The sequence below is a fragment of the Ralstonia sp. UNC404CL21Col genome (assembly GCF_000620465.1).
Lineage (GTDB): Bacteria > Pseudomonadota > Gammaproteobacteria > Burkholderiales > Burkholderiaceae > Ralstonia > Ralstonia flatus.
In genome coordinates this window covers 1,016,478-1,032,675 of the sequence record NZ_JIBE01000004.1, presented here as the reverse complement: position 1 = coordinate 1,032,675, position 16,198 = coordinate 1,016,478, and the positions used below count along the sequence as shown (strand labels likewise).

The following is a 16,198-nucleotide window of genomic DNA, read 5'->3' as shown; positions in this document are numbered from 1 at the left end:
TTATCTGGGTCATGGACTTTTCAGTGGCATTCCGGCATCGTTGCGCGCCGGATTTCATCGCTCGTGAGAGGCCCCGAATTGCGCGTCCGGTCCATTGCTGCCATCGCCACCTTGTTGACCACTTCCGCGTTGGCGGCCACCACGGAAACCGCCGAAGAAGACCTCGCAAGCTGGTACTACGTCGCACAGTCATTGACGTATGGCGGCTATGAAACCGATGGCTTGAGCTTTTACGCCAACTGCGAGGACGGGCGGCTCCACGTTGCGGTATTCACAAGTGCGCAACCGGAGCAAAACGGTACGGCCCTCCGCATCCAATTCGCTTCCGGCCCTCTGCGCTTAACGATTCCGGCGCGCCTTGAAGTGTCCGACATGGAAGCCTATGCCGGGGGTGATGTAAAGTCGCGGGCGCGCTTCTACGCGTTGTTCCATACAGGCAAGCCGGTCACGGTCAAAGTGGCCGGGGCAGACCCGCAGCCTCTGCAGCTTCTGCAGCTCTCACCGCGAAACGCCGACAGCGGTGCCCGCCAGCTTGAAGCGGTTTGCCCGGTGTCACGCCGAACAGGTCAATAAAAACGGGGCACATGGCCCCGTTTCTTTCGCCCATCGCCCGTTAGACGATTTCCCGCGTTTCCATGAACTGGATGTCCGGAAAGCGCTCCTGCGTCAGGCGCAGGTTCACCTGGCTCGGCGCCAGGTACACGTAGTCACCCGCACCATCCAGGGCCACGTTGTGGCCGGCCTTGTCGATCAGCTTGTCGATATCTTCCTGCTTGCCGCGCAGCCAGCGGGCGGTGGAGCATTCGTGCGGTTCGAAGATGGCATCGACGCCGTATTCGTGCTCAAGGCGGTGCGCCACCACGTCGAACTGCAGGATACCGACGGCGCCCAGCACCAGGTCGTTCGATGCCAGCGGGCGGAACATCTGCGTGGCGCCTTCTTCGGCCAGCTGCTGCAGACCCTTCTGCAGCTGCTTCAGGCGCAGCGGGTTGTTCAGGCGCGCGCGGCGGAAAAATTCCGGCGCAAACGACGGGATACCCGTGAACTTAAGCGCCTCGCCTTCCGTGAAGGCATCGCCCAGCCGGATCGTGCCGTGGTTGGGCACGCCGATGATGTCGCCGGCAAAGGCCTCTTCCGTGGTGTTGCGGTCCTGCGCCATGAACGTGATGGCGTTGTTGATGGCAACCGTCTTGCCGGTGGACACCTGCAGCAGCTTCATGCCGCGCTCGAAGCGGCCCGAGCACACGCGCACAAACGCGATGCGGTCACGGTGCTTCGGGTCCATGTTGGCCTGGATCTTGAAGACGAAGCCGGTGAACTTCTCTTCCATCGGCTTGACTTCGCGGGTTTCGGTGGGGCGCGCCAGCGGCTCGGGCGACTGATCGACCAGCGCATCGAGCAGCGACTGCACGCCGAAGTTGTTCACCGCCGAACCGAAGTACACCGGGCACTGCTTGCCCGCCAGGAACGCCTCTTTGTCGAACGTGTGCGATGCGCCGCGCACGAGTTCGATGTCGATGCGCAGTTCTTCCGCCTGCGAGCCCAGCACGCGGTCCAGCTCGGGGTTGTCCAGACCTTGAATCAGGCCGGCGGTGGCACCCTTCTCGCTGTCGGCATTCGGGTCGAACAGCTGGACCGTATCGTTCACGAGGTGATACACGCCCTTGAACGATTTGCCCATGCCGATCGGCCAGGTCATCGGCGCGCACTGGATCTGCAGCACGCTTTCGATTTCATCGAGCAGCTCGATGGGCGCACGGCCCTCACGGTCGAGCTTGTTGATGAACGTGAGGATGGGCGTGCTGCGCAGGCGGCAGACGTTGAGCAGCTTGATGGTCTGCGCTTCCACGCCGTTGACGGAGTCGATCACCATCACGGCAGAGTCGACGGCCGTGAGCGTGCGGTACGTGTCTTCCGAGAAGTCTTCGTGGCCCGGGGTGTCGAGCAGGTTGACGATGTAGTCGCCGCCGTCGTTCCGGTAGGGGAATTGCATCACCGAGGACGTGACGGAGATGCCGCGCTGCTTTTCCATCTCCATCCAGTCGGAGGTGGCGTGGCGGTTGGCTTTACGTGCACGCACGGCGCCGGCCATCTGGATGGCGCCGCCGAACCACAGCAGTTTCTCGGTCAGCGTGGTTTTACCCGCATCCGGGTGGGCAATGATGGCGAACGTCCGGCGGCGCCGGATCTCCTGCTGCAGCGTACTCACGGGCAAAAAACCGAAAGGGAAGAAGTGAAAAATGCGGATGGTTGCGCACGTGGCACGTGCGCTGGCTGGCGGGTCATCCCGGCGGCCGATGGACTGCCCGGACGGCGTTGTCAATCCGGAGCAGCCGAGATTGTACGCGATCGGCGCCCTTGCTTAGGATCAACTGATCCGGGCCGCAAGCGCGGGAAACTCCCTAGGAACCGTCCCCCGGACGGAGGAGACCAACCCGTTGTGGGAATGCACTGACAACCCTTTCGGAACCGGTGTTATCGAAGTTGTCATGAAGCTCCCGTATTGTGGAGTCCGTCGCGAAACCCGCCGTTGGGTACGCCGCGACATTGAAGAAGCAAAGAAGCAAGGAGTCCAACATCGTGCGTAGTCGAATCCCTGTCGATCCGGCAGTGCAACGCATCCTCGAGACCACCCGCAAGGCGTGGCAACTCGACGAGCAAAGCGTGCGCGCGGCGCGTCAGCAGCGTGCCGCCAATCGCCGCAAACGGATCAAGGCCCTGCCGCAGGACAGCCTGCAGGCACTCGCCGCACTCGCCCTGCAAGCTGAAATCTGGGCCGTGCGCAAGACCGTGGTGACGGTCGGCTAGCCGCGCAGTTCCTCACCGTGTCGAGGGCCACAGTCGTGGCCCTTTTCTTTTGGCATCGCGCAACGTTGGGGGCATGGCGGTTGCTTGCCACCAGGGTGACGTTACCCAGCTCAGGAGGCCCACATGACCGAACTGAACCCGAAGTCGCCCGGCAGCAATGGCGCGAACGGCACCAACGGTGCCACCGTCACCACGCTGCATCCGCAGATCGACCACACCGCACAGCGCGTGAAAGACGCGACCGCCGAGGGGATCGACCGGCTCGCGAGCGTCCTTTCCACTGCGCTCACGCAGTTCGACAAACGCACTGAGCAGTTGAAGAACTTGCACGCGAATGTCTCGGAGCAGGCGAGCGGCTCCGTGCGTCAGCATCCGGTCATTACGGTCGGCCTGGCGTTTGTGGCGGGGATGCTGCTGGAGCAGTTGACGCGGGATTGAGCGGGCGCCCTAGCGCCCGTCGCGTGGGGCGCTGGCGGTGCTGCCCGTCGTCGCTCCATTGGACAGGTTGGCGGCCAGCGCCGGGTTGAGCAATGCCGCCTGCGCGGCGGCATGGGCCCGGCCCGCCGCTTCGTACTGACGGCTGCCGAACTGCAACGCATATTGCCGCGTGACCAGCGCGCCAAAAAAGAAGATCTGCGCCGAGTAGTAAATCCACAGCATCAGTGCCACCACCGAGCCTGCCGCCCCGTAAGACGATGCCACCGCGCTGTTGCCGAGATACAGGCCGATGAGGTGCTTGCCCAGCGTGAAGAGCAGCGCCGTCACGACAGCACCGAGGGCGACGTCGCGCCACGCCACGCGCGTCTCCGGCAGCATTTTGAAAATGGTGCCGAACAGCAGCGCCACGACGGCAAACGAAAACGCCGACGACACCACTTGGGCCGCCAGCAGCGCAATGCCCGAAGCGGAGCCCGACCACAAGGCGCCCCAGAAGCGCTCCACCACCGCCAACGCCGCGTTGATGGTGAGCGACACCAGCAGCAGAAACGCCAGCACGAGGATCAGGCTAAAGGACAACAGACGTGAACGCAGGAGCCCCCACAGCCCGGGCTGCTGGCGTGGCGGAACGTCCCAAAGTTCATCGAGGCTGTCCTTGAGTTCGGAGAACGCCGTGGTGGCGCCCACCAACAACAGCGCGACGGCAGTGACGGCCGCGAACAGGCCGTTGCCCGAGCGCCGGGTTGCTGCAAGCACGGCTTCCACCGCGGAGGCACCCTGCGCGCCGACCAGCCCTTCGATCTGCCCAAAGATTTCGCCGCGCGCAGCCTGTTCGCCAAAGAACAAGCCCGCAATGGAGATCACGAGCACCAGCACCGGTGCCATCGAGAACAACGTGTAGAACGACAACGCCGCGCCCTTGCTCGCGGCGCGATGCGCAGACCACTGCTGCACTGCCCCGATCAGCACCTGGGCAGATCGCTTGAGCAGGGCACGGTCGAAGCAGGCAGCCAGGCGCATGGAGGTTCCTTGCAAAGCGATGCGGCCAGCGCAATGCCGGCCTGGACCTTGAGCCTAGTCAGCGCACGGCGCGCGCGCAAGCGCGCGACCGTGGCCGCCGTCGAAGGAAGGCTTTCGCCCCTCAGTCGTTACCGCCGCCCAGCAACCGGCTGATGAGAAAGCCCGCGCCGAACGCGAGGCCAATCGTCGCAAGCGGATGCGACCGCATGCATTCGGCCGCATCGCTCATCAGGCGCTGCTGGGAAGCGCGCAGTTGCTCGCGCTTGGCAGCGGCCTCGTCGAGCGCGGTGGCCGCAGCGTCGGCAGTGCGGTCGATGGCCTGTGCGGTGGTCGCCTTCACACGCTCGGCGGCTTGCGCCACGTCGCCGCGGATGAGGTTGCCGTTGGCATCGGATTTGGGAAAGGGGTTGGTTTGAGACGGTTCCATCAGTCAGCGCTCCTGGAGTTGCATGGCATCGTGAGAGCCGGGTTGAAAGCTGTGCGCATCATCCCGGCGTCATCCTCTGCCCGCGACCAGGCCCCAGATGAGGCTGACCACAAACAGCACCACGAAAATCATGAACAGAATCTTGGCGATGCTCGCTGCGCCGGCAGCGATGCCGCCAAACCCGAGCACGGCCGCAATCAGGGCGATGATGAAAAAGACGACTGCATAACGCAGCATGGTGACCTCCTGTGCAGTTGAGTGAGCTTGCCGCCATGGGGCGGATACCCCACGGGATCAGCAAGCCGCGTACCGCGCCAGGAGGTCGGGTTATGCCTCGGTGGCATGCGCGCGGCCGGAACCAGCGCTGTTGCCCTCGCCGCCGTCCTCACCGCCGCTGTTGCCGTATTCCTCAAGCCGGTTGTAAAGCGTCTTCAGGCTGATACCGAGCAGCTCGGCCGCACGCTTTTTCACACCCCCGCATTGCTCGAGCGTGGCAAGAATGAGCTTCTTGTCGGCGCTCGCCAGCGATGTGCCGACCGAAATCGTCAGCGTGGAACCCGACGTGGTCTGCGTGCTCGACACCTGCAGCGGCACGTTGGCGGTATCGATGCCGGCGTCGTCCGACAGGATGTACGCGCGCTGCACGTAGTTGCGCAGTTCGCGCACATTGCCCGGCCAGTGGTAGCTGCGCAGTGTCTCCATGGCGGGCGGCAGGAATGCCTTCTTGGTATTGCTCTGCGCGTTGAGCTGGTCGAGGAAATGCTGGGCCAGCAGCTCGACATCCTTGCCGCGCTCGCGCAGCGGCGGCAATTGCAGCGGAAACACGTTCAGGCGGTGATACAGGTCGGCACGCAGCTTGCCGTCTGCCACGGCCTCTTCGGGGTCGCGGTTGGTGGCGGCAATCACGCGCACGTCGGAGTCGATCTCGCGGTTGGTGCCCACGCGCATGAACACGCCGGTTTCCAGCACGCGCAGCAGCTTCACCTGCAGCTCGATCGGCATCTCGGTAATTTCATCGAGGAACAGCGTGCCGCCGTTGGCGCGTTCGAAGTAGCCCTTGTGCTGGCGATCCGCGCCCGTGAAGCTGCCGCGCTCGTGGCCGAACATTTCCGACTCGATCAGGTTGGGCGAAATGGCGCCGCAGTTGACCGGCAGGAACGGCTGCTTGCGACGCAGGCTGAGGTCGTGAATGGTCTGCGCGGCCAGCTCCTTGCCGGTGCCCGACTCGCCGATGAGCAGCACAGTCGCCTCGGTGGGCGCCACGCGGCTGACCTGGTCGTACAGCGTCTGCATCGCCGTCGAGTTGCCGAGCATCTGGCCGAAGAGGCCCAGGCGCCGCAGCTCGCCCCGCAGATTGCCGATCTCGGCTTTGAGATCGCCCGGGCGTGGAATCCGTGCCAGGACCGATTTCAAACGTTGGAAGTTGACCGGCTTGACGAGGTAGTCGGCCGCGCCCATGCGCAGCGCCTCGACGGCGGTCTCCACGCTGGCGTGGCCCGTCATGACGATGATCTCGGTGCCGGAGTGCGGCGCGATGTCTTCCATCAGATCCATGCCGTTGCCGTCAGGCAGGACAAGATCGATCAGCACGGCATCGGGGCTGTGACGCGACATCTGAATGCGCGCATCGCGCAGCGACCCGGCCAGCGCGGTGGTGAAGCCCTCGGCACCCACCAGCTCACCCAGAGCGGCCCGCGCGTTGGCATCGTCTTCGACAATCAGGATATGTGGCATCTCAATGTGGTTGGATGAGCCGGCATCTGCCGGCGGTCATGCATGGCGCGACGGTGCGCCTGGCTGCAGAACCGGCGGCAGGTGCAAAAAGTATTCCATCCAATACAACCTCTGCCATCGCGCTTCAAAACCCGCGTCGGCAAGAGGGGCGTCGGTAATTTTTACAAGCGCACGTGCAAGAAATGGATCGAATACATCACTCCAGCGGCCGTCCCGGAACTACGTAGCAGTCAGCATAGTTGAGATGGTCGGCGCGGCGCCACCCTCGGGCCGAAATGGACACTTCTCGCCGCATGAAAATGTGAAAGCCGCGCGGCATCTGCCTCTCAGGCCCGTTTCTTGTCAGCGTTTGGCCGACAGGATGGAAGAAACGTCAGCGCATGCCCGACATACAACGCGCTTCGGCGGCCCTGATAATGGCTCAACTTTTCAACACAATGTGACGGGATGACGACGTACCCAGCCTTCCGGAGACTGCATCGCTGAAGATGCAGCCGCTCGCCAGGACGTCCCCGTCGCGATCAACCACGAGGGAGCCATGTCCTTGAGCGAAGCCTTCGCCGACGAACGTGCCGTGACCGCCGGGCGCCTGAGCTATCCCCCTGCCCTGGCCGACTTTGACGACGCAGAGGGTGTAGCGCCCGACGTTGAAACGCCTCCTGCCCAACCTGTTGCCGAGCCGGATTTCGGTCACCTCTACGGCCGCTCGCCGGTCATGCGTGCGCTGTACGACCAGATCGGCAAGGTGTCCGGCACGCTTGCCACCGTGCTCATCATGGGCGAATCGGGTACCGGCAAGGAGCTGATCGCGCGCACGGTGCACGACATGAGCCCGCGCGCTGACCAAGCCTTCATCGCCGTGAACTGCGGCGCCATCTCGCCCAACCTGATCGAATCGGAACTGTTCGGCCATGAAAAGGGCAGCTTTACCGGGGCTGCCCAGCGCCATATCGGTTACTTCGAACACGCCTGCGGCGGCACGATCTTCCTCGACGAAATCACCGAGATGCCGGTCGAGATGCAGGTCAAGCTGCTACGCGTGCTAGAAACCGGCGTGTTCATGCGGGTGGGCGGCACCGAGCCGATCCAGACGCGCGCGCGCATCATCGCAGCCACCAACCGCAACCTGCTTGAGGCGGTTAGCGAAGGGGCCTTCCGCGAAGATCTGATGTACCGCTTGGCGGTGGTGCCGCTGCATGTGCCGCCGCTGCGCGATCGCGGCGACGACATCGAAGAGCTGGCCCTGCATTTTCTCGCCCAGTTCAATGCCGCGCACCAGACCGACAAGGTGTTCTCGCGTCAGGCCCTGACCGCCCTGCGCAGCCAGACCTGGCCCGGCAATGTGCGTGAACTGCGCAACGCCGTGCAGCGCGGCTACATCCTCGGCGAGAAAACCGTCGAGCTGGCCACGCCGCTCGCACCAGCACGCGGCCCGGCGCGCCCGACGGTCAAGGAAGGTGTGCTGAGCCTGTCGGTGGGCGTGACACTCGCGGATGCGCAGCGGGCGATGATCCTCGCGACGCTCGAGCATTTTCATGGCGATAAGCGCCAAGCCGCCAAGACGCTCGGCGTGAGCCTGAAAACGCTGTACAACCGTCTCGACCTCTATCAAAGCACCGCGGCCGCCGCCATGGCGGCCTGACTGCGGCGCTTCTCCAAGCCTCAACCTGGTAACGCCGTACCCCTGCATCCGCGCTGAGGTTTAGCGCGGATGCGCGTGCGCGCGCTCGCCGGGATGCTCGTGGCGTCGGCGCTCCTGCGGTTCGGGTGCGGGCCGGCGCGGTGTCGGTTCGGTTTCCGCGCGGGCGCGCGGGCCCGTGCGGACGGCGGTGGTGAGTGTCATCGGCATGGCGAGCCCTTTCCTTTGAACGTTACTGACCTTGCTTGGAACTGCCGGGGTAGGAATTACCGGTCGTCGTGGCGGCGTCATTGCCGCCGGCCTGCACGCCCGAGTGCGACATGTCGCCCGCGCTGTTCGTACCGCCCGGCACGGTAGACCCGGACTTCTTGTGGCTGCGATGCTTCTTGTGCATCGGCTTGCTGGTATCGCTGCCGCCCGCCGCAGGTGCCGCTTCGCTGCCGGCCATCGGTGTATTGGCTGTGCGATCGGCCGTCGACGACGGCGGGTCGGTGCGCTTGCCCGGGGCCTTGGTCGGGTTGCTGGATTCCTGGTTGTCGACCGGGGCGGCCGTCGTCTGGGCGATAGCGGTACCCATACCAAGGCTGAAGATGGCGCTGACAAGCGCAGCGCTCAGGAAACGTGTTCGCATGTGGTTTCTCCTGGGATGTGATGCTCGATAAGAAGGCAACGGAAGCGCACTGCGGCGCGTCTCCCGTCTCCTACCGCAGCAACGCATGTACCCGCGGTGCCACCCATCTGGCCCGGCCGGCGCAGCGCGTGCCCACGCCCGCCCTGTCATGTGCCGGCAACACTGCGCATATAAAAACGACATGACCATGTAGAAACCGGCGTGCCAGCCGCCCGTAAAGCCTTGTGGCGACTGGGTTTGTTGACATGGCATACCCTTTGCATCGATGCGGTGACCTGTCGACGGCAATGTCGACGCCCACTCACCAAAGGAGGCAAGGCGAATGGTCAAGGCCGCTCTGGAAATGCGTGCGAAGCAGCATCTCGCGCTAACGCCGCGGCTGCAGCAGTCCGTCAAGCTGCTGCAGTTGTCTGCAACCGAATTTGCGCAGGAAATGCAAGAAGCGCTCGCAAGCAATCCGTTCCTGGAAGAAGTCGAGCAAGAAGCAGGTGCGCAGCCTGATGTCGCACGCACCGGCGACATTGCCACTTCTGCCGATCTGGACGGCGCCGCGGCCGACCACACGCCTGTCGACGATGCCCCGCTGGAAACCACCACCAGCGCCATCGAGACCGACGCGACGCTGGCCGCATCGGAAGAGTTTCCTACCGACTTCAGCACCTACTACAGCCACGGCGGCGCCCACCACGGCGACGGTGAAGACAGCGACATCGGCGAGTGGGTGCACTCCACGCCGAGCCTGCGCGAGCATCTGCATCAGGAGCTGCGCAGCTATCGCCTGTCTGAGCGCGACTGCCTGGTCGCACAGACGCTGATCGAAGCGCTGGACGACGACGGTTACCTGCGCCAGCTGCTTTCCGAACTGATCCCGCTGGCGCCGGTGGAGCCGCCGCCGACCGAGAAGGAAATGCAGATTGCGCTGGCGCTCGTACAGAGCCTGGATCCGCCGGGCGTGGCCGCGCGCGACCTTGCCGAATGTCTGCGCCTGCAGATCGAAGCGCGCCCCGCTGACACCGAAGCCGAAGAGCGCATTCAGGAAATCGCACAGGACATCGTGCGCAGCCACCTGCCGCGTCTGGCCAAGCGCGAATTCACGCAGATGCGTCGTGCGCTGGGCTGTACGGAAGACGAGCTGCGCGATGCCTGCGCACTGATCCGCATGCTGGACCCGCGCCCGGGGCTGCGCTTCTCGCAGGCACATGCCGGCTACATCGTGCCGGACGTGATCGTCACCAAGATCAAGGGCAAGTGGATTGCACTCACGAATCCCGCTGTGGCGCCATGCGCGCGCATCAACAAGGTGTACGCCGAGCTGTTTGCGCAGACGCGCGGCCACCATCGCACGCCGCTGGCGCATCAGCTGCAGGAGGCGCGCTGGCTAATCCGCAACGCGCAGCAGCGCTTTGCCACCATCCAGCGCGTGGCCGAGGCGATCGTCGCGCACCAGAAGCACTTCCTCGAATACGGCGAGGTCGCCATGAAGCCGCTGGTGCTGCGTGATGTGGCCGAAGAACTCGGCCTGCACGAATCGACCATCTCGCGCGCCACGGGCAACAAGTACATGGCCACGCCGCGCGGCATCTTCGAATTCAAGTACTTCTTCTCGCGCCAGCTGGCGACTGACACGGGGGGCGCATGCTCGGCGGCTTCGGTGCGGGCGCTGCTCAAGGAGATGATCGAAGCCGAAGACGCGGACGCGCCGCTCTCGGATGTGTCGCTCGCAAAGATGCTGGCCGAGCAGGGCGTGATCGTTGCGCGACGCACCGTCGCCAAGTATCGCGGGCTCATGCGCATTGCGCCGGCGGAAATGCGGCGCCAGGTCTGACCACCGTGCGCAAGCTGCCCACCGATCACTATCCGCATCGCCACGACGGCGATGCCACGGCCGCCTCGTTGCATCTGGCGGACGTGACGATGTTCTGGGCAGCGGAAAGCGGTGGCGTCAAACGCTACCTGCGGTCCAAGCACGACTTTCTGCGCTCCACGCACTGGCGGCACACGCTCGTTGTGCCGGGCACGGCGGACGACGCCAGCAACGAGATCGCCGTGGTGCCGGGCGTGCCGCTGCCGCTCTCGCACGGCTATCGCATTCCGCTGCGCACCGGGCCTGCCGTACGTGCACTGTGTGCGTTATCGCCGGACCTGATCGAAGCCGGCGACCCATACCGGTTGTCGTGGGCGGCGGTCCATGCCGGCGCGCGTCTGCAGGTGCCCGTGGCGGCGTTCTATCACTCCGATCTGCCCGCCTTCTTCCGCCGGCTCGGTGGCCCGCCCGCCGAACTGGCCGCAGCGGCGTATGCCCGCAAGCTGTATCCCCACTTCGATACGGTCTTCGTGCCGAGCCGCTACATCGCGCAGAAGGTGGCCGACCTGGGCGTGCAGCGCATTGAACTGCAGCCGCTGGGCGTGGACACGCGCCTGTTCCACCCCGCACGGCGCTCGCTGCGCTGGCGCGAACAGCTCGACCTGCCGCGCGATGCACGCGTGCTGCTCTACGTCGGGCGCTATGCGCCGGAGAAAAACCTGCAGGTACTCTGCGACGCGGTGGACAAGCTCGACGACGGCAGCGTGCTCGTCACCATCGGCTCGGGCCCGACACCTCCGCGCGGCAAGAACGTGCGCGCGCTCGCTTATGAAGGTGATGCGGCGCACCTGGCCGCCGCCATGGCCAGTGCCGATGTCTTCGTGCATGCGGGCGATCAGGAGACTTTCGGCCTCGTCGCACTGGAAGCGATGGCCAGCGGCGTGCCGGTCGTCACCTGTGCGGCCGGAGGCTTGAGCGAGCTGGTGGACGAGCACGTCGGGTATGCCGTCCCACGCTGCGTCGCTGACGATTTTGCACAGGCGCTCCATGCGCTGCGCCAACGAGACCCCGTGACGCTCGCGCACGCCGCGCGCCGCCATGCCATGCAATACGACTGGCGGTCGGTGCTGCCGCAACTGCTGCAACGCTATCTCGCTCTACTCGGCCGCCAGACTGGCACCGCCGCTGAAACAACTCTCCCGCCGGCACGCGAACGCGTGCGTGCATCGCGCGGCCGGTAATCCACACCGATCTGTCCATCATGTCGCGCTATCTCATCCTCGCCATGCACGATGTCACGCCGGCCACGTGGCCTGCGTGCAAGGTGTTGCTCTCCGCATTGGACGAGGTGGCGCGCGTACCCAAATCGCTGCTGGTCATCCCAAACTTCTATCGCGGCCCGACCGCCCGCAACAGCGAGCGCTTTTGCCGCGTGATGAGCGAATGCCTGGCCGAGGGCGATGAACTTGTGCTGCACGGCTATGCGCACCTCGACGACCAACCTCCCGGGGGCCTGATCGACCAACTGATCCGCACGCGCTACACGGCCGGTGAAGGCGAGTTCTCTGCGATTCCGCTGGCAGCGGCGCGTGCGCGCATCGAAGCCGGTGCCGCGTGGTTTGCCGCCAACGGCTGGCCGCTGCATGGCTTTGTCGCGCCGGCATGGCTGATGAACCCGGCCACGTGGGAAGCGCTCGACGGGCTGCCACTGCGCTACACGACCACGCTGCGGCGCTTCTACTTGCTGCACCCGCGCCGCCCGCTCAAGGCGCCGTGCCTGACGTATAGCGTTCGCTCGCCGGCGCGCCGGCTGGTGTCGCGGTATTACCTGCGCTGGCTGGCACAGCGGCATGCCGACGCACCGCTGCTGCGCCTGGGATTGCACCCGGCCGACGCGGCCCATCCCGATGTCATTCGCCATTGGCAGGAGCTGCTTGCGGCATGCCTGGAGACGCGCACGCCCGTCACCAAGAATGGCTTTGCGCAGGTGTTGGCGCAGGCCTGGATGGGCGGCCCGGAAACCACCGTCACCGGGCAGGCGCAAACGTCGTACTGAGCGCGGGCCTTAGAACAGCCACACCGACAATCCGCCGATCAGCATCCCAAGGCCGGCGCCCGCGAGCACGTCGCTCGGGTAATGCAGGCCGAGCACGACGCGAGAAAGGGCGACCATCAGCGTGAATGGCACGAGCGCCAGCGCCATGCGGGGGTAATACGCCGCCATCACGATGCTGAACGACACCGCGTGCAGCGTGTGGCCCGATGGAAAACTGAACTGATCGAGCACGCGCCCGCACAGGTGGATTTCTTCGCAGGAAAGATACGGTCGCGGACGGCACACGCCGCGCTTGAGCACGATGTAGATGATGAGCGAGAGCAGCCCCGTGAGGCCCATCTGCTTGGCGCATTCCCAGCCCGCTTCACCGCCCACCACGGGCAACGCCGCCATCAACGCATACCAGAGCATGCCGTCGCCAAGGCGGCTGACACCGCGATAGAAGCGCATCGCCGACGCATTGCCCGCTACATGGTTGAGCGCCACGGCGAGCTGCCGATCACGCTCGCGCCAGCGCTTCCAGTCAGGCCAGGCGTGGGTCGCCATGGTAGGCCTCCCCGTTGGTGGCTGCATCGTGCACGGCGATGAGCGCGTCTTCAAAGCGCTCGAGCACGCGGGGCCAATCGAGCGTCTGCGCCGTCGCGCGGGCTGCCTGACCCAAGCGTTGCCGCAAGCCGGCGTCCGTGGCCAGGGTGACGGCATGCCGCGCAAAGGACGCCGCATCACCAACGCGCGCGAGCAAGCCGTTCTCGGCGCTGCGCACGTGCATGCCCGCCGCAGCGGTGTCGAAGGCCACCACGGGCAAGCCACTCGCCATGGCTTCGACGACCACGTTGCCGAAGGTCTCTGTCAGGCTGGGAAAGAGAAACAGGTCCGCAGATGCGTAGTGCGCTGCCAGTGCTTCGCCATGCTGGGTGCCGGCAAAGATGGCATCGGGGCAGCGCCTGCGCAGTGCGTTGCGCTGCGGACCATCGCCCACCATGACGAGGCGGGCGTGCGGCACGCGTTCGCGCACAGCATCAAACGCATCGAGTGCGACACCCAGGTTCTTTTCCAACGCCAAACGCCCGACCGTCAGCACGACCGGCGTATCGGCCGCGACGCCCCACTGCGTGCGCAAGGCATCGCTGCGGGCCTGCGGTGTAAAGCGGTGTGCATCGACGCCGCGCGTGCTGACGGTCAGGCGCTCGAAATCGAGGTCGCTCAACTGCCGCTGCAGTTCGCGCGTGGGAACGAAGGTGCGGTCAGTGCGGTTGTGAAAGGCGCGGAGATACGCGCGCACCAACGTCACGGCGCCCTCCCACGCGTAGTGGCGGCCGTACTCGTCAAAGCGCGTTCTGAAATCTGACGTGACCGGCACGCCGAGTTGCCGCGCGGCCCGAATGGCAGACCAGCCGAGCGGCCCTTCGGTGGCCACATGCACCAGCTCGGGCCGGTAGGTGCTCCAGGCGCGGAGCAACCGCCGGCGTGCGGGCAAGCCCATACGCAAATCCGGATACAACGGAATCGGCACGCCGGGCACGCGCAACGTGTCGTCCGCAAGTGCAGGCTTGCCGGCGTCGATGGCGCTTTGGCGCGGACGCACGAGCATCACGTCGTGCCCGCGCGTCTGCAGGAACGCCACGGTGCGTGCTGCAGTGAGCGACACGCCGTTCAGTTCCGGCGGCCAGGTTTCGGTCACATAAGCAATGCGCATGGATCGATCAACCTTTGTCTTCGTCGCGGCGGTGCGAGGGGGCGGCCGTCTGTCCTCGCTTGTGCGCGAGGTCGTCTGCGCTGCGGTTGGCGACCTGGCGATCGCCATCGTCACGGTTGGCTGAATGACGGTCGCGCACGACGCGCTCGACGCCGGGGGTGTTGTGCAGGTCGGTATCGAGCTGCCCGTTTTCGATGTCGCGGGCAGCCTGTTTGGCGCTGCTGCGCGGTTCGGAACCCTGCTCTTCAACATGCTGGTCGCGCTCGTGCGGCAGCCGCTCGGCCGCGCTCGACGCCGGTTCGCCGCGCTCGGCGTCGCCATGCATCTTGTCGATGCTCTCGATGTTTTGGCCCGCGCCGGGCGCACGCGGCGGGTTCGTGCCCGCCTGACGTTCGCCGCGCTGATGGGGGCCGCATAAGGCGGGGCGGAGTCGATTCATGGCGCCCTCCTGCGGACGTGATCTGAATGCCTTGCGCACCGCAACCGACGTGCCCGCAATCCATGTGTGCATCACTGCACCGACAAGACCGGCACCACCGCTGCACAATGGCGCGACGAAGGCGCGGCAACGTACCGACGTGTTGGCGCACGTCACGGTGTGATGGTTGCGTAAGGGTTACATGCGCGCTTGTAACGCTTGCTGCGCAAGGTGATTCAGGGGAATCAGCGCACGCGTCGCGAGCGTCGCGTATGGCGCTCTCGCATTCGATCGAGCAACCGCTGTGATACGCCGGCCGGCGCGTCAGTCGTGCCCAGCAGCGTACCCAGCGGCCGCAGCCGGTCGACGTGATCGCATACGACCTTGATCATCGCCGTGATGGACGTTCCGAGCAGCAAGCCCCACAGGCCCCATAGCCACCCCCACAGCAGCAGGCCGATGTAGACGACGCACGGATCGAGCTTGGACGCACGGCTCTGCAGCCACGTCACGAGCAGCGTGCCGACCAGCGTGGCCAGCAGCAGCGTGACGCCCGCCACCACAAGCGCATCCGACCACGCACCCATTTGCAGGTACGCGCCAATGCCGCTGGCCACGGCAATCACCACTGAACCTAGATATGGCACGAAGTGCAGCACCGCAGTCGCCAAGCCCCAGACCGCCGCGTCCTCCATGCCGAGCAGCACAAAGGCCACCGTGGTGAGGATGCCCAGCACGATGTTGGTCGCAAACAGCACCAGCAGCGAATACTGGATCTGCGTGCCGATGACCGCCATCATGCGCACCGCACGCTTCTTCTCGCTCAATGTGGTGCCCACCGCGCGCACCCATTTGCGCTTGAGCGCCTGGCCGGAAGCGAGCAGGAAGTAGACGAGAAACGAGACAACGACCAGTTGCCCCGCCAGTGCGAAGAGATTGGCGGAGCCGGTCCATAGAAACTCGCGCAGCGACAGCACGGGCTGCGTCGTGGGCGGCTCGGCCGGCGCCGCTGCCGGTGAACGCCGGGCGGGCGCGGGTGCCGGTTTGCCCTGCACGCCCTCGGCAGCATGCTCGAGTGCGACCGTGGCCTCGCGCACCTTGTCGAACGCACCGCCCATGTGGCCGCGCATACCGTCGACGGCCTGCGCCATGCGCTCAACCGCAACGGGAAGCCGGGCTGCCATGGCGGATACCCCGTCTTGCATCCCAAAGACGAGCACCGCACCACCGATCCACAGGCCCAGTACCACGAGGCCTGCAGCGATGGGGCGCGGCACATGGCAGCGCCGCAACCACACCACCACCGGATTCAACGCAAACGCGAGCACCACGCCCAAAGTGAACGGCACCAGAAACGCGCGCGCCCATTGCAGAAACACCAGCGTGCCGCCGATGGCGACGAGCACCATCGCCACGCGCCATGCAGGCTGCCGCAGCCCATCAAGCAGGCCGGCATGCAGCGGTTCGGACGTGGCGGAGGGGGGCGTCGGGTCGGGTGGCATGGCAGAGAAAGTGGTTCACCGTTCT

18 protein-coding genes are annotated in these 16,198 nt (G+C 65.4%); 7 read left to right on the top strand and 11 right to left on the bottom strand.

Translation table 11 applies throughout. From position 1 onward, the window contains the following. Positions 1-111 precede the first annotated feature (111 nt). Positions 112-573 (top strand): hypothetical protein, encoded by a 462-nt coding sequence (locus N511_RS0112680; protein ID WP_231479615.1) that lies wholly within the window; start codon positions 112-114, stop codon positions 571-573. A 40-nt stretch (positions 574-613) separates the two neighbouring features. Here N511_RS0112680 and N511_RS0112675 read toward each other — a convergent pair whose 3' ends face one another. Then, the gene (locus N511_RS0112675) at positions 614-2,209 is read right to left on the bottom strand and encodes a peptide chain release factor 3 (RefSeq protein WP_027679638.1); all 1,596 of its coding nucleotides are present in this window, start codon (positions 2,207-2,209) and stop codon (positions 614-616) included. Between the two features lie 371 nt (positions 2,210-2,580). On the opposite strand from N511_RS0112675, the gene N511_RS0112670 reads away from it, so the two are divergent. Together N511_RS0112670 and N511_RS0112665 are read left to right on the top strand one after the other, a co-directional pair. Further along, complete coding sequence (locus tag N511_RS0112670) at positions 2,581-2,808, top strand: hypothetical protein (protein ID WP_027679637.1); 228 nt, start codon at positions 2,581-2,583, stop codon at positions 2,806-2,808. A gap of 123 nt (positions 2,809-2,931) precedes the next feature. Beyond that, positions 2,932-3,246: a hypothetical protein gene (locus N511_RS0112665; RefSeq protein WP_027679636.1), complete on the top strand. Its 315-nt coding sequence runs from the start codon at positions 2,932-2,934 to the stop codon at positions 3,244-3,246. Positions 3,247-3,255: 9 nt separating this feature from the next. Here the strand turns inward: N511_RS0112665 and N511_RS0112660 are convergent, their stop codons facing one another. From N511_RS0112660 to N511_RS0112645, 4 genes are all read right to left on the bottom strand, one after another. Beyond that, entirely contained in the window at positions 3,256-4,266 is a 1,011-nt protein-coding gene (locus tag N511_RS0112660) for a YihY/virulence factor BrkB family protein (RefSeq protein WP_027679635.1), read from the bottom strand. A gap of 121 nt (positions 4,267-4,387) precedes the next feature. Beyond that, positions 4,388-4,693, bottom strand: coding sequence for a hypothetical protein (locus N511_RS0112655; RefSeq protein ID WP_027679634.1), 306 nt, complete (start codon positions 4,691-4,693; stop codon positions 4,388-4,390). Positions 4,694-4,762: 69 nt separating this feature from the next. Further along, positions 4,763-4,930 (bottom strand): DUF1328 domain-containing protein, encoded by a 168-nt coding sequence (locus N511_RS24945; protein ID WP_004632450.1) that lies wholly within the window; start codon positions 4,928-4,930, stop codon positions 4,763-4,765. Positions 4,931-5,020: 90 nt separating this feature from the next. Beyond that, positions 5,021-6,427 carry a sigma-54-dependent transcriptional regulator gene (locus N511_RS0112645; RefSeq protein ID WP_027679633.1) on the bottom strand — a complete coding sequence of 469 codons (1,407 nt, stop codon included), beginning with the start codon at positions 6,425-6,427 and terminating at the stop codon, positions 5,021-5,023. Between the two features lie 538 nt (positions 6,428-6,965). Between N511_RS0112645 and N511_RS0112640 the strand changes: the two genes are divergently transcribed. Then, positions 6,966-8,069 carry a sigma-54 interaction domain-containing protein gene (locus N511_RS0112640; protein ID WP_027679632.1) on the top strand — a complete coding sequence of 368 codons (1,104 nt, stop codon included), beginning with the start codon at positions 6,966-6,968 and terminating at the stop codon, positions 8,067-8,069. A 60-nt stretch (positions 8,070-8,129) separates the two neighbouring features. On the opposite strand, the gene N511_RS25395 is transcribed toward N511_RS0112640, so the two are convergent. Both N511_RS25395 and N511_RS0112630 read right to left on the bottom strand, forming a co-directional pair. Next, positions 8,130-8,276 (bottom strand): hypothetical protein, encoded by a 147-nt coding sequence (locus N511_RS25395; RefSeq protein WP_197032047.1) that lies wholly within the window; start codon positions 8,274-8,276, stop codon positions 8,130-8,132. 22 nt (positions 8,277-8,298) lie between these two features. Beyond that, positions 8,299-8,697 carry a hypothetical protein gene (locus N511_RS0112630; protein WP_027679631.1) on the bottom strand — a complete coding sequence of 133 codons (399 nt, stop codon included), beginning with the start codon at positions 8,695-8,697 and terminating at the stop codon, positions 8,299-8,301. 322 nt (positions 8,698-9,019) lie between these two features. Here N511_RS0112630 and N511_RS0112625 point away from each other — a divergent pair, with 322 nt between their 5' ends. The 3 genes from N511_RS0112625 to N511_RS0112615 are packed head-to-tail and all read left to right on the top strand — an operon-like array spanning position 9,020 to position 12,557. Then, a complete protein-coding gene (locus N511_RS0112625) occupies positions 9,020-10,522 on the top strand; it encodes an RNA polymerase factor sigma-54 (protein ID WP_027679630.1) in 1,503 nt (500 codons plus the stop codon). Positions 10,523-10,527: 5 nt separating this feature from the next. Beyond that, positions 10,528-11,742 (top strand): glycosyltransferase, encoded by a 1,215-nt coding sequence (locus tag N511_RS24190; RefSeq protein WP_037026648.1) that lies wholly within the window; start codon positions 10,528-10,530, stop codon positions 11,740-11,742. Between the two features lie 20 nt (positions 11,743-11,762). After that, positions 11,763-12,557, top strand: a complete 795-nt coding sequence (locus N511_RS0112615) for a DUF2334 domain-containing protein (RefSeq protein ID WP_027679629.1) — start codon at positions 11,763-11,765, stop codon at positions 12,555-12,557. Positions 12,558-12,566: 9 nt separating this feature from the next. On the opposite strand, the gene N511_RS0112610 is transcribed toward N511_RS0112615, so the two are convergent. From N511_RS0112610 to N511_RS0112595, 4 genes are all read right to left on the bottom strand, one after another. After that, the gene (locus N511_RS0112610) at positions 12,567-13,103 is read right to left on the bottom strand and encodes a phosphatase PAP2 family protein (RefSeq protein WP_027679628.1); all 537 of its coding nucleotides are present in this window, start codon (positions 13,101-13,103) and stop codon (positions 12,567-12,569) included. Then, positions 13,081-14,253 (bottom strand): glycosyltransferase family 4 protein, encoded by a 1,173-nt coding sequence (locus tag N511_RS0112605; RefSeq protein ID WP_027679627.1) that lies wholly within the window; start codon positions 14,251-14,253, stop codon positions 13,081-13,083. The genes N511_RS0112610 and N511_RS0112605 overlap by 23 nt, the downstream gene beginning before the upstream one ends. Positions 14,254-14,260: 7 nt before the next feature. After that, on the bottom strand, positions 14,261-14,692 hold the full coding sequence (locus tag N511_RS0112600; protein WP_027679626.1) for a hypothetical protein: 432 nt from the start codon (positions 14,690-14,692) through the stop codon (positions 14,261-14,263). 224 nt (positions 14,693-14,916) lie between these two features. Continuing rightward, positions 14,917-16,173, bottom strand: coding sequence for an AI-2E family transporter (locus N511_RS0112595; RefSeq protein ID WP_027679625.1), 1,257 nt, complete (start codon positions 16,171-16,173; stop codon positions 14,917-14,919). Between the last annotated feature and the right edge of the window lie 25 nt (positions 16,174-16,198).

What these genes read in the sequence shown, in the direction of transcription:
- N511_RS0112665 (WP_027679636.1), top strand. Translation starts at nt 2,932, where the DNA reads ATGACCGAACTGAACCCGAAGTCGCCCGGCAGCAATGGCGCGAACGGC.
- N511_RS0112660 (WP_027679635.1), bottom strand. Translation starts at nt 4,266, where the DNA reads ATGCGCCTGGCTGCCTGCTTCGACCGTGCCCTGCTCAAGCGATCTGCC.
- N511_RS0112655 (WP_027679634.1), bottom strand. Translation starts at nt 4,693, where the DNA reads ATGGAACCGTCTCAAACCAACCCCTTTCCCAAATCCGATGCCAACGGC.
- N511_RS24945 (WP_004632450.1), bottom strand. Translation starts at nt 4,930, where the DNA reads ATGCTGCGTTATGCAGTCGTCTTTTTCATCATCGCCCTGATTGCGGCC.
- N511_RS0112645 (WP_027679633.1), bottom strand. Translation starts at nt 6,427, where the DNA reads ATGCCACATATCCTGATTGTCGAAGACGATGCCAACGCGCGGGCCGCT.
- N511_RS0112640 (WP_027679632.1), top strand. Translation starts at nt 6,966, where the DNA reads ATGTCCTTGAGCGAAGCCTTCGCCGACGAACGTGCCGTGACCGCCGGG.
- N511_RS25395 (WP_197032047.1), bottom strand. Translation starts at nt 8,276, where the DNA reads ATGCCGATGACACTCACCACCGCCGTCCGCACGGGCCCGCGCGCCCGC.
- N511_RS0112630 (WP_027679631.1), bottom strand. Translation starts at nt 8,697, where the DNA reads ATGCGAACACGTTTCCTGAGCGCTGCGCTTGTCAGCGCCATCTTCAGC.
- N511_RS0112625 (WP_027679630.1), top strand. Translation starts at nt 9,020, where the DNA reads ATGGTCAAGGCCGCTCTGGAAATGCGTGCGAAGCAGCATCTCGCGCTA.
- N511_RS0112615 (WP_027679629.1), top strand. Translation starts at nt 11,763, where the DNA reads ATGTCGCGCTATCTCATCCTCGCCATGCACGATGTCACGCCGGCCACG.
- N511_RS0112610 (WP_027679628.1), bottom strand. Translation starts at nt 13,103, where the DNA reads ATGGCGACCCACGCCTGGCCTGACTGGAAGCGCTGGCGCGAGCGTGAT.
- N511_RS0112605 (WP_027679627.1), bottom strand. Translation starts at nt 14,253, where the DNA reads ATGCGCATTGCTTATGTGACCGAAACCTGGCCGCCGGAACTGAACGGC.
- N511_RS0112600 (WP_027679626.1), bottom strand. Translation starts at nt 14,692, where the DNA reads ATGAATCGACTCCGCCCCGCCTTATGCGGCCCCCATCAGCGCGGCGAA.
- N511_RS0112595 (WP_027679625.1), bottom strand. Translation starts at nt 16,173, where the DNA reads ATGCCACCCGACCCGACGCCCCCCTCCGCCACGTCCGAACCGCTGCAT.